This window comes from Vibrio sp. YQ_11 (assembly GCF_043103065.1).
Lineage (GTDB): Bacteria > Pseudomonadota > Gammaproteobacteria > Enterobacterales > Vibrionaceae > Vibrio > Vibrio parahaemolyticus.
The window spans coordinates 534831-547221 of the sequence record NZ_JBICJM010000006.1; the positions used below are offsets into that span (position 1 = coordinate 534831).

Here is a 12391-nt window from a genome sequence, read left to right on the forward strand (position 1 = left end):
ATTTGGTAGCTTAGGATGAGTTATCAGCAAGGATGTAGTTAAGCTCTAGGATAGAGTTCGCCCGTCAGGATGATAGGCAAGAATGGACACCGCTAGGAAGGCGATGAACAAGGAACTCGGTTAAAGGACTTAGCCACAATCAAGGATAGATGCAGGGAGCACCTATTAGTAGCTGGATTGCTGCGAAAGATAATAAGCCCCGTCTGGGAAACCAGGCGGGGTTTTATTTTGTCTGCTATTTAGCATTCGCGAACCACCCCAAATCACTTCGGCCGATTTATTTCGTGCAGTGCCATGCTATTATTTTCTCAACGTCTCTTAGCAAGCTTACAGCACAACACGCACTATGCTTAATCCCGTTTGGTTACACACGTTTAAGACTCTGGTCGAAGTCGGCCACTTTACACAAACCGCAGAAAAGCTCTACATGACCCAACCCGGTGTTAGCCAACACATCAAGAAGTTAGAGCAAAGTTGTCAGCATGCCTTGATCAAACGTGAGAACAAAAGTTTCGAGCTCACCGAACAAGGTCGTATGGTTTACGCCTATGCGTTGGAGCTAGAGGAGCGCGAAAAAAGCTTACTAGAAGAACTCAGCTTTGATGATGCCTATTCTGGCCATTGTAAACTCGCTTGTTCCGGTGCGTTGGCCCTCATGCTTTACGGCCCTCTATTAGAGCAACAAACGCAACATCCTAGTTTGTCCATCCACTTAGAAGCCGCGCCAAACCAATCTATTCTTAATGGTATCTCTGAAGGCCGCATTGATATCGGCATCGTGACTGACGCTCCAAACAAAAGCCTCTTCCAAAGCGAACGAATCGGTCGAGAAGCGCTGTGCTTGATCCTTCCCCACGCATATAAAGCCGAGCCCTTAACGCCTGAGATCTTGCAAAAATGCGGTGTTATTGGTCATCCCGATGCCGAGCACTATATGACGTTGTTTTTTGACCAATGTGCAGAGCCACAATTAAAAGAGACAAAAATGAGTGACATGCCGCTTTCGGGCTTCGTCAATCAATTAAGCCAAATATTATTGCCAGTTAGCAAAGGATTGGGATTTACGGTGTTGCCTCAAAGTGCAGTAGAAAGCTTTCCAAATAGAGAAGAATTGCACGTCGCGCAGCTAAAACAAACCGTTTATGAAGATTTGTATTTAGTCAAAAAACGGGGGCGCACATTACCGCTGCGCTATACCACGATAAAAGAGGTGTTATCAGGCATCATTGGGAAATAAGCGTCTTTCGTAAAGAAAGTGGGGGTGCATCGGTTAAGACCACCTTTTGTATAAGTTTCGTAAAATTTATAGCGGCTAAAAAATCTTTTCTGCTGTGATTTTTGTTCCAATAACGCCAATATGCATGGCCTTGCGCAAGTGAATCCGAGCGTTTTTTGCGCGAATTTCAAACTCAATGCCCATGATTTTTTCACTGGTTTTATTCGCTAAACTATTGACACACAATCACTGTAAGGCGCGATAAATCGACAAATAATTTTTGTCGTAACGAATGCTTTTTTTCGTTTTAAACTTATAACAAAAAAACCTAAGGTGCGCACCTCTGACGACGTGGTTGTTCAACCACACTTCTAAATCGTTGAAGTAAGTAGGTTATGTCATACCATGATCACCTGCCTACTACATTCTATACTCTATACTTATATTTTAATTTGGTACTGACTTACTAAGGAATTGCCATGCGTATTGCTATTCTCTCTCGTAATGAGAATTTATATTCAACCATGCGCCTAAAACAGGCGGGTGAAGAGCGTGGGCATCAAATCGATGTTATCGACACTCTGCACTGTTATATGGACATTACGAGCAACAACCCTATGATCCGCTATAAGGGTGAAGAATTGCCGCAATACGATGCTGTTATTCCACGTATCGGTGCATCCATCACTTTCTACGGCACTGCTGTTGTGCGTCAGTTTGAAATGATGGGCACATTTTGTGTCAACGAATCTGTAGCGATCAGCCGCTCTCGTGACAAATTGCGTTCATTGCAATTGCTATCACGTAAAGGCATCGGTTTGCCGCGCACGGGCTTTGCTCACCACCCTGACAACATTCAGGACGTGATCAAAAACGTTGGTGGCGCACCTCTAGTCATTAAATTGCTAGAAGGTACTCAAGGCATCGGTGTTGTACTTGCTGAAACAAATAAAGCGGCAGAAAGTGTGATCGAAGCATTCATGGGTTTGAAAGCAAACATCATGGTGCAAGAGTTTATCGAAGAAGCAAAAGGCGCGGACATCCGCTGTTTTGTTGTCGGTAACAAAGTTATTGCTGCAATGAAGCGCCAAGCAAAAGAAGGCGAATTCCGTTCGAACCTTCACCGTGGTGGTTCTGCGCAACTCGTACGCTTAAGCAAAGAAGAACGCGCAACCGCTGTAAATGCAGCGAAAGTGATGGGCTTGAACCTTTGTGGTGTGGATATCCTTCAATCTAAAAATGGTCCTGTGGTGATGGAAGTGAACTCTTCACCTGGCCTAGAAGGCATCGAACTAGCAACAGGTAAAGACGTTGCTGGTATGATCTTCGATTTTATCGAGAAAAACGCTAAGCCAAATTCAAACCGTACTCGCGGTAAAGGTTGATTTTTGTTTAACGCACAAGAGAGCCAAAATCCGGCTCTCTTGTTACTCGTCGCTAGGATGACACTATGAATCAGAAAATGATCATTGGGAATGCCGAAGCTATTTGCTTGCCAGAGTTAGGGATTACTCACCTTGAAGCGCGTATTGATACGGGCGCACAAACATCTTCATTGCATGTAGATAACATTGATTGCTTTGAAAAAGATGGTCAGTCTTACGTTGCATTCGATCTACACCCGGATGTTTATCACTTAGAACAAGTGGTTCGCTGCACAGCGAAGCTAAAGGCAAACCGCAAGGTTAAGTCTTCGAACGGTACTTTTGAGCACCGCTGCGTCATCACCACGATGCTACGCTTGGGCGACCAAGAATGGCCAATCGACATTACGCTGACTAACCGTGAAAAAATGACTTACATGATGTTGTTAGGTCGTCAGGGTATGGCAGACAAAGTGCTGGTAGACCCTAGCCAATCTCACTTATTGGCGTCTTAACCCCGTAGCTTCAGATGAGTGATCGAACGTTTTTGTTGAGCATCACTCGTCTGGCTTTACATTCGTCTACTTCCTACGAAATAGCGCAAACAACAATCCCCTCGCTTTAACTTTTGTCACTCGCCAATGGGTCATCGGCTTAGTCGGCGCAGTATGCAGAATGTGCTGATACGCTTTCTCATCAAAAGTCACCTCTCCCCCATGTGCCAAAAGCAAACATTGCGGATTCATTTCAAACACGCGCTTTAATGATTGGCGATATTGGTTTGGATGAAATACGGGAAACGGCGCAATAAGATGTTTCTTAACCTGCACCATCAAATCCGCCACATACAATACATCTTGTTCAGAATGATAAACCGACAGATCTCTATCGGTATGTCCCTGCGTTTCTAGCACCTGCCAATCATCAAATCCCGGAATACACTCACCATCGATGAGTTCGATATCGGGCTTTAACTTGCGCGAATACCACAGGTTTCGCTTTGGTTTGCGCATCCGGTTCGCCATCCAGTGCGCTAACATCAAATCGGTTAAATGCATTAACCAACCATCTACACCGTCATACCACTGGCTTTCTCGCTTTGCGGCTAACACTTTGCATCCGGTCAAATCACGCAACTTGTGCGCGCCACCAGCGTGGTCTGGATGCATATGAGTCACAACGACCAACTTTAGGTCAGAAAAAGGGCGATGGAGTTGATGTTCAATAAAATCTTTAAGATGAGGAATGTCTGCTCGACTTGCACTATCAAGCAACATTAATTTATCGGGATATTCGGCAAGATACATGGTCTGAATGTATCCCTGAATTCTGTGCAGCTGCAAAATATGTCCTTATTTGAGTGAGATTTTTCATGACCGCTTCCTTGCTGGTCAGACCAACTATAACAGCAGAATCGACGCTCCGGTAAACAAATGTTCACACCCAACTACGACAACAAATCATAATCGAGATGATAGATTTTAATCATTAGACTCAGAGGCACTTTTATCCGTTAATGCGCGCACACGGAGTTCGTGTCAGGGTATGAGGTTAATACCTCATGATTTGCTTTTTTGTACTTTTCCTTCTAATTAATTAAGGACTTAAGTACATTTTTGTGAGAATCGAGTTGGAAAAAGCAACTAAATTAGACCGCATCCGCGCGGACTACAACGTTCACTACTGGAGCCAAGGTTTCTACGGTATTGATGACCAAGGCGAGGTTTACGTATCACCTCGTAGTGATCGTGCACATCAAATCCCTTTCAGTGCCATTGTAAATGAGCTAGAAGCGCAGCAGTTAAATCTGCCTGTATTAGTGCGCTTCCCGCAAATCGTGCACCAACGTGTGCATGGAATTTGCCACGCTTTCAACCAAGCAATTGAAGAATACCAATATCCAAACAAATACCTGTTGGTGTACCCAATTAAAGTAAACCAACAACGTGAAGTGGTGGATGAAATTCTAGCTAGCCAAGCTCAACTAGAAACCAAACAGCTTGGTCTTGAAGCGGGTAGCAAGCCAGAATTGTTGGCAGTACTTGCATTGGCTCAACAAGGCAGCTCCGTGATCGTGTGTAACGGCTACAAAGACCGTGAGTATGTGCGTCTTGCACTGATCGGTGAAAAGCTAGGTCACAAAGTATTCATCGTACTAGAGAAGCTTTCTGAGCTGGATCTGGTGCTAGAAGAAGCGAAAAGCTTGGGCGTAAAACCGCGCCTTGGTTTGCGCATTCGCCTCGCCTCTCAAGGTGCAGGGAAATGGCAAGCAAGTGGCGGTGAAAAATCGAAGTTTGGTTTGTCTGCATCGCAAGTGCTCAGCGTTATTGAACGTCTGAAACGCGAAGACAGCCTAGATGCAATGCAACTGGTTCACTTCCACCTTGGCTCACAGATGGCAAACATCCGTGACGTACGTAATGGTGTGAACGAATCTGCTCGTTTCTACTGCGAACTACGCGCACTGGGTGCAAACATCGAATACTTCGATGTGGGCGGCGGTTTGGCAGTCGACTACGACGGCACACGCAGCCAATCATCAAACTCGATGAACTACGGCCTTGCAGAGTACGCACGTAATATCGTCAACACAGTGGGCGATGTGTGTCAGCAATACGAACAACCAATGCCAGTGATCATTTCTGAATCCGGGCGTTCACTGACAGCACACCACGCTGTATTGATTTCGAACGTAATTGGTACCGAAACATACCAACCGGAAGAAGTGCATGAACTGGGCGTAGATGCACCACTTTTGCTACAAAACATGTGGCGAAACTGGGAAAACTTACAAGATGGTACAGACGCTCGTGCGTTAATTGAGATCTACAACGATACCCAAAGTGATTTGGCAGAGGTACACTCTCAATTCGCAACTGGCGTGCTTAACTTGGAGCAACGTGCATGGGCAGAACAACTGTCACTGCGTATTTACTTCGAACTAAGCCGCAAGATGAGCACTAAGAATCGCTTCCACCGTCCAATTCTGGACGAGTTGAGCGAACGTCTTGCAGATAAGTTCTTCGTGAACTTTTCTCTCTTCCAATCTCTACCAGATGCTTGGGGTATTGATCAGGTGTTCCCTGTTCTGCCACTTTCTGGTCTTGGCGATGCGGAAGAGCGTCGTGCTGTGATGTTGGACATCACATGTGACTCTGATGGCGCGATCGATCACTACGTTGATGGTCAAGGCATCGAGAGCACGCTACCTGTACCAGCTTGGAGCAAAGACAAACCGTACCTAATGGGCTTTTTTCTAGTAGGCGCATACCAAGAAATCCTTGGTGACATGCACAACCTATTTGGTGACACCCACAGTGCAGTAGTCAATGTTGATGAACACGGTCAATTTGAGATCAGTTACATCAATGAAGGTGATAGTGTAGAAGACATGATGCGCTACGTTCATATCGACGTGGATGCGATTCGTGACAATTACAAACAATTGGTTTCCCAACGAGTTGAAGCCAATGAACAAGCACAAATCCTAGCAGAACTAGAACAAGGTCTAGCGGGATACACCTATTTAGAGGACTTCTGATATGAATGATTTGTTTACTAAAACCGATTATTCTCTTTACTCCAACTCTATGTCGTTTTTACGTCTACCGTACATTCGTAATCCGGTATCGGCAGACGCAGACGTTGTGGTGCTAGGGGTTCCTCTGGACATGGCTACATCTGGTCGTCCAGGCGCACGCATGGGTCCAGATGCAATTCGCCGTGCCTCAGTCAACTTGGCATGGGAAGGTAAGAAGTTCCCTTGGGACTTCAACGTATTGGATAAACTGAAAGTGATCGACGCGGGCGACCTTGTGTTCGATTGCGGTGATGCGGAAGATTTCACTTACCGTCTAGAGGCGGCAACCAGTGAAATTCTAAAAAGCGGCAAAACCATGTTGGGATTGGGCGGAGACCACTTCATCACACTGCCTATCCTACGTGCTTACGCAAAGCATCATGGCCAAATGGCTTTGATTCACTTTGACGCTCATACGGATACCTACGCAAATGGCAGTTCATACGACCACGGTACGATGTTCTACCATGCGCCGAAAGAAGGTTTGATCTCAGCGAAGAACTCAGTACAAATCGGTATTCGTACTGAGTACAAACAGCAAGATCACGGCTTCAATGTGATTAATGCGATGCAAGCGAATGACATGTCGGTGAACGAGATCTTAGAAGAGATTCGTCGCACCGTAGCAGACAAGCCAGTGTATGTTACTTTTGACATCGACTGCTTGGATCCAGCCTTTGCTCCGGGAACAGGTACACCAGTTTGTGGTGGCTTGAACTCAGACAAAGCGCTGAAAATTATTCGTGGCTTAGCCGGCATGAATATCGTGGGAATGGATGTTGTAGAAGTATCGCCTCCATACGACCACAGTGATGTTACCGCACTAGCGGGAGCAACCATTGCGCTAGAAATGCTTTACGCATACGCATCTGGCCGCGAATAAACATAATCATTTCTAAGGGAGCTTCGGCTCCCTTTTTCTTTATCGCGGCTTGTTAAGCCTTTTCCTCACCTAGATTCGCTTTTTCCCCCACTAAAGATTGGCACTTTCTCATCTACTGTTTTTATCAGTAGAACCAATGATCTAGCAAGTACCATATGTCGAATCGACATAGAAACCTCCCCTTAATTGAGAAAATGGCATCATGCGTTTACCCCACAAAATAATGATTAGTTTTTCTAATCCAAATCATAGATTTTTATCTTGCTCAAGTTCACACTTTTAGATTGCTAATTGTATAGGCAAGCACTAATATCTCGCGCAAATAACCCCGTAACACCAGCAATAAATTGGCACTTCGACTTGGAGAGCTAAGGGGTTTTACGTCTTAAATTTTTTGGAGAGATACGCAAATGTCTGCCTCGTTTCCATTAGCGAAACTTACCTTTTTAATCGCAATATTGACTGCCGTGGGTCAAATGACCCAGACAATGTACGTGCCTTCAATCGGTCATATGGCGGGTGAGTTTTTGGTATCTGCGTCATCACTTCAAGCAGTGATGGCTTGTTACCTGATCCCATATGGCTTGTCTCAATTTGCGTACGGCACGCTATCAGACCGCTTAGGTCGTAAACCGATCATCATCGTCGGTCTACTTATCTACATCCTAGGTACTTTGGTGGCGCTATTTGCACATCAATTTGAGTGGTTCTTGGCTGGTAGCTTCATTCAAGGTTTGGGGATCGGTTGTGGCGGCGCGATGTCACGAACTCTAACTCGCGACTGCTTTGAAGGTGCTGAGCTGCATCGTGCAAACAGCTTGATCAGCATGTGCGTGATTTTCTCACCACTAATGGCACCAGTACTTGGCGGCTACCTAACAGAAGCATTTGGTTGGCGCTCTAGCTACCTATTTCTAGCCCTGTTCGGCATCGCGGTGGTGATTACCATGATGACCAGCATGATGGAGACTCTGCCAAAAGAGAAACGCAAGTTCGAACCAGTGGCAAAAAGCTACAAGCACGTTTTGTCTGACCGCCGCTTCCAAGGCTTTTTAATCTGCCTAGTTGCGACGTTTGCTGGCGTAGGTGTGTTCGAAGCAGCAGCTGGGGTATTGCTAGGAGGTGTATTGGCATTACCAGCCACTACCGTAAGTTTGCTGTTCATCTTGCCGATCCCGGGCTACTTAGTGGGAGCAGGTTTGTCTAGCTATATCGCGCAGCGTCGCTCTGAGCGTCGTGCGTTAAATGTTGGCTTGGTGTCGATCTTTATCGGTTCAGCCGTCGTATTAATCCCAGGCTTGTTTGGCGTAACAACTGCACTGACGTTAATTGGTGGCGCAACTATTTATTTCCTAGGTGCGGGCATTCTGTTCCCTGCAGCAACAACAGGCGCAATTGCTCCGTTCCCTTACCACGCGGGGACAGCTGGTGCGACTCTGGGTGGCATGCAGAACTTGGGCGCAGGTATTGCAACCTTGCTTGCATCGTTATTCCCAGCGCATAACCAAATGCCGCTTGGTGTTTTGATGATGGCAATGTCAATTGTCGCGATGCTTGGCCTATTGTGGGTACACAGAGCGCACGATCACTCAAACGAAATGCCACAAGTCATTTAACCGACATTTCAATCTGACCAAAACATTGAAAAGGGACACACGAAATAGTGTGTCCCTTTTTTCATATCACACTCCCTCTATTTATTGATGAGAATGATTTAACTTTAGAAGTGATATTTGTTAAAAATAACAGTTGCTTACACAATGGGTTTTCAAGCCAACAGGTCACAACAATGAGCCGTTCAGAAATGGTGAGAGTATTCACTTCTCGAACCACATTTCTGCTCTCTAAAACAAAAGCGTGGCCAGCCTGAAAACTCTCAATGAAACCAAGGTCCATACCCTCAGGATGAGGTAACTTAGGTATAAAATATAAGGATAAACAGATGCGTTTCACTTTAACTACGTTGGCCGTATCGGTCGCGCTTATCGCCGGATGCAGCAATCAAGGAACTCCAACCATGACTCAATATTCCCAATCACAGATCGTTGCTCAGCAAACTCAAGCCCCGGTTGCAAAAAAAATCCCTCACGCGATGACCATTCATGGTGATACTCGCGTTGATAACTACTACTGGATGCGTGACGACGAGCGTAAAGATCCAGAAATTTTGCAGCACCTAGAGCAAGAAAATCAGTATGCGGAAACCGTTCTCAAGCACACTGAAGCTCTTCAAAATGAGCTATTTGAAGAAATTAAAGGTCGCATAGCAAAAGACGACAACTCCGTTCCTGTGCGTAAAGGAAACTACTTCTACTCAAGTGAAGTTACCGGAGATAACGAGTACGAAGTTCATCTTCGAGCGAAAGATTTTGCTGGTAAAGACAAACAAGTCATCTTAGATGTCAATGAACTTGCGAAAGAGCATGAATTTTTCAGTATTGGTGGCCTGTACGTCAGCCCGAATGAAAACTTATTGGCGTATGGCGAAGACACATTAAGCCGCCGTGTTTACACCATTAAAATTAAAGATCTGACCACAGGTAATTACTTACAAGATGAAATTGAAGGGGCGTCAAGCGCTGTCGCATGGCAGAACGACAACAACGCGTTCTATTACATCAAAAAAGATCCACAAACCTTGCTAGGCTATCAAGTTTATCGTCACGTATTAGGCACACCACAAAGCAGCGATGAGCTGATTTTTGAAGAAACCGACAGCGCCTATTACACCTCACTAAGCAAAAGCAAAGATGGTGACGAGGTTTACATTTGGCATTCGAGTACAGAGACAAGCGGCGTCTCCATCATCGATGCGAACAATCCTAAAGCGAAGGCGGAACCGTTCTACCCTCGAGAAGATGGCATTGAATACAGCATTTCCAAGTTAGGCAATTGGTATTACATTTATACCAACTATCAAGCCGTCAACTTCCGTTTGATGAAAGTTAAGCAAGAGGAGATGCACGATCGTTCTAAATGGCAAGATGTGATTGCCGCAGACGACAATACTCAACTTGTTGACTTCGAGCTATTCGATGACCACCTCGTCTATGAGCAGCGCTCTAACGGTCTAGCGAGCGTCGCTGTGCGTCAGCTTTCAACAGGAAAAGAATTCCCGCTCACATTTAATGACGATGCGTTCGCGGCATACTTAACAGGCAACTTCGAACTGGATAACAAAAAAGTTCGCATTTACTACAGTAGCTTGACTACTCCAGGAACCTACTACGACTTCGATCTGAAAACGGGCGAATCTGAAATCATGAAGCAAACACCTGTATTGGGTGACTTTGATGCGGATAACTACCAATCAGAGCGCATCATGATCAAAGCACGTGATGGAAAAGAGGTCCCTGTGTCACTGGTGTATCGTAAGGACTTGTTTAAGAAAGATGGTACAAATCCGCTTTACCAATACGGTTACGGCTCTTACGGTGCGACCATCGAACCGACGTTCGGCTCTGCACGACTAAGTCTGTTGGACCGTGGTTTTGTATTTGCAATCGCTCACATTCGCGGTTCTGAAATGCTAGGCCGACCTTGGTATGAAGATGGTAAAAAACTCACCAAACAGAATACCTTCAACGACTTTATTGATGTGACTAAAGGTTTAGTTGAGCAAGGCTACGGCGCGAAAGACAAAGTCTTCGCCGTTGGTGGGTCTGCTGGCGGTTTATTGATGGGTGCCATTATTAATCAAGCCCCTGAGTTGTATCGCGGTATTGGCGCACATGTTCCATTTGTCGATGTTGTTACAACGATGCTTGATGAATCGATTCCACTCACCACGAATGAGTATGATGAATGGGGTAACCCGAACAACAAAACATACTATGACTACATGTTGAGTTATTCGCCTTACGACAATGTCAAAGCGCAAAACTACCCGAACATGTTGGTGACAACAGGCTTACACGACTCTCAAGTGCAGTACTTTGAACCGATGAAGTGGGTAGCCAAGCTTCGTGAAATAAAAACCGACGATAACGTCTTGTTGTTCAAAACCGATATGGAAGCAGGACACGGCGGCGCATCTGGCCGATTCAAACGTTTGAAAGAAGATGCACTGGAATACGCGTTCTTCCTCGACTTGCTCGATAAAAAATAAGCATATACACGCCACTCATAAAAATGCCCGCACACTGCGGGCATTTTTGTTTGGACACGTTCTCGAAGCAGAGAAGCAATTTAAGCCTAAACCTCATTCCACCAGCTTAGGGGGAAATCACCACCAAAGCGGAAAGAAAAACGCCTACTCACAACGAGTAGGCGTTAACACAATAAATGTGTTTAGGCAGTAGAAACTGTCCTATTTATTAGAAGTAGTAACGAGCGCCTAGAGTCCAGTAATCGTTCTCTTCGTTGTTGTAGTCATTACCTAGGTCGAATTGGTAACCAACGAAAGTAACGAACGAAGGAGTCACTGAGTACTCAGCTTGTAGTGCTGTTTCGCTCTTAACTGTCTTGTTGTCTTTGTCGTCTTCTACGCCTTCGTAGTTAACGCTGAACGTCCAGTTATTTACACCGTACGCCAACAGACCTTCAAGCTGAGATGTCTCTTCACGCATCTCGTAGAAGTAATCGTTCATGCCGTAAACAACAGCTGCGTATAGACCAGAACCGTACTCACCGTAATTTACAGAGAATAGGTGTGATTCAGCTGTTTTAGTACCTAGAGCTGCGTTCTTAACATCACCGCCGCTGTATACGTAACCAAGACCGAAACCTGCTACCGCACCGCTAAGTGCGATTTGACCACGTTGCTCGTAAGTTGTTGCGTCTGAAGTTTGCTCACCTTGCCAACCTAGACCTAGGTTGAAAGCAAAACCTTCACCAAATTGGAAACCTTTGCGGTAGCTAACCATTTTGTCTGCACGACCAGTACCTAGGTTGCCGTGGTTGTCGTACAAGAAATCGTTAGCAAACGCGATTGGTAAATCCGCAACGCCACCAACATCGTAGTATGGTGCCCATTGTGTACCAACAACAAGACGACCAAGTTGCTCGTGAGTTGCGCCGATGTAACCTAGACGAGTTTTGAATGACTGATCGCCACCGTTAAGGTAGTTAAGAGCCCACTCACCTTTCGCATCTACAGTAACACCGTTGCCAATGTCCTTTTTACCCGCCACGTTGATACGCGGAGACACTTGGTGAACTTTCACTTCATCTTCGAAATACTCACCCACGCCAACAGAAACGTGACCGCCAATCGATAAAGATGTACCATCGCTGTTATAAACTTCTGCTGCGAAGGCCTGTGAACCACATGCTAGTGCCGCCACTGCAACGGCTAGAGTTTTCATTTTCATTGTTAACATCCGTATAGTTGTTTGTACCGGTTCGTT

Annotated in this window: 9 protein-coding genes; 7 read left to right on the forward strand and 2 right to left on the reverse strand. The window is 45.5% G+C overall.

The features are described from left to right. The first annotated feature begins 346 nt into the window (after positions 1-346). The 3 genes from ACF8EG_RS04860 (at position 347) to ACF8EG_RS04870 (ending at position 3095) form a co-directional block, all read left to right on the forward strand. A complete protein-coding gene (locus ACF8EG_RS04860) occupies positions 347-1237 on the forward strand; it encodes a LysR family transcriptional regulator (protein WP_025536838.1) in 891 nt (296 codons plus the stop codon). Positions 1238-1695: 458 nt separating this feature from the next. After that, on the forward strand, positions 1696-2601 hold the full coding sequence (gene rimK, locus ACF8EG_RS04865) for a 30S ribosomal protein S6--L-glutamate ligase (protein WP_005459235.1): 906 nt from the start codon (positions 1696-1698) through the stop codon (positions 2599-2601). A 65-nt stretch (positions 2602-2666) separates the two neighbouring features. Then, positions 2667-3095: a RimK/LysX family protein gene (locus ACF8EG_RS04870; protein ID WP_005459284.1), complete on the forward strand. Its 429-nt coding sequence runs from the start codon at positions 2667-2669 to the stop codon at positions 3093-3095. A gap of 66 nt (positions 3096-3161) precedes the next feature. Here the strand turns inward: ACF8EG_RS04870 and ACF8EG_RS04875 are convergent, their stop codons facing one another. Further along, positions 3162-3887 (reverse strand): MBL fold metallo-hydrolase, encoded by a 726-nt coding sequence (locus ACF8EG_RS04875; protein ID WP_069504998.1) that lies wholly within the window; start codon positions 3885-3887, stop codon positions 3162-3164. A 323-nt stretch (positions 3888-4210) separates the two neighbouring features. On the opposite strand from ACF8EG_RS04875, the gene speA reads away from it, so the two are divergent. The 4 genes from speA (at position 4211) to ACF8EG_RS04895 (ending at position 11151) form a co-directional block, all read left to right on the forward strand. Then, positions 4211-6121: an arginine decarboxylase gene (gene speA / locus ACF8EG_RS04880; RefSeq protein ID WP_021450328.1), complete on the forward strand. Its 1911-nt coding sequence runs from the start codon at positions 4211-4213 to the stop codon at positions 6119-6121. Position 6122: 1 nt separating this feature from the next. Further along, positions 6123-7043 (forward strand): agmatinase, encoded by a 921-nt coding sequence (speB, locus tag ACF8EG_RS04885; protein WP_005393578.1) that lies wholly within the window; start codon positions 6123-6125, stop codon positions 7041-7043. 410 nt (positions 7044-7453) lie between these two features. Next, the gene (gene emrD, locus ACF8EG_RS04890; protein WP_005459347.1) at positions 7454-8659 is read left to right on the forward strand and encodes a multidrug efflux MFS transporter EmrD; all 1206 of its coding nucleotides are present in this window, start codon (positions 7454-7456) and stop codon (positions 8657-8659) included. 326 nt (positions 8660-8985) lie between these two features. Further along, on the forward strand, positions 8986-11151 hold the full coding sequence (locus ACF8EG_RS04895; RefSeq protein WP_069504982.1) for a S9 family peptidase: 2166 nt from the start codon (positions 8986-8988) through the stop codon (positions 11149-11151). Positions 11152-11359: 208 nt separating this feature from the next. Here ACF8EG_RS04895 and ACF8EG_RS04900 read toward each other — a convergent pair whose 3' ends face one another. Then, the gene (locus ACF8EG_RS04900) at positions 11360-12355 is read right to left on the reverse strand and encodes a porin (protein ID WP_005497853.1); all 996 of its coding nucleotides are present in this window, start codon (positions 12353-12355) and stop codon (positions 11360-11362) included. Positions 12356-12391 lie beyond the last annotated feature (36 nt).